At 67.7% G+C, this 269-nt stretch carries 1 pseudogene; it reads left to right on the top strand.

From position 1 onward, the window contains the following. Positions 1-269: pseudogene (locus SB751_RS30930) on the top strand (EscC/YscC/HrcC family type III secretion system outer membrane ring protein); the annotation flags it as partial.

Here is a 269-nt window from a genome sequence, read left to right as displayed (position 1 = left end):
CACGCAGTACAACGGCGCCGGCAACCCGCCGCTGACGTTCGGCATCGGCACCTCCGAAACCGGGCAGACCGGCGCCTTCCTGCCGACCGGCATCGCGCTCACCGCATCGATCGGCGGCTCGCTGCGCAACTATCTGCTCACGCGCGTGAACGCGCTCGCGCAGAAAGGGCAGGCGCAGCTGCGCTCGAAGCCGAAGGTGCTCGCGCTCGACAACACCGAGGCGATTCTCGAGAACCTCACGCAGTTCTACGTGCAGGTGCAGGGCTACC

This window comes from Cupriavidus sp. SIMBA_020 (assembly GCF_046535395.1).
Lineage (GTDB): Bacteria > Pseudomonadota > Gammaproteobacteria > Burkholderiales > Burkholderiaceae > Cupriavidus > Cupriavidus campinensis.
The sequence above is the reverse complement of the archived record's forward strand: the minus strand, read 5'-3'. Positions and strand labels throughout refer to the sequence as shown.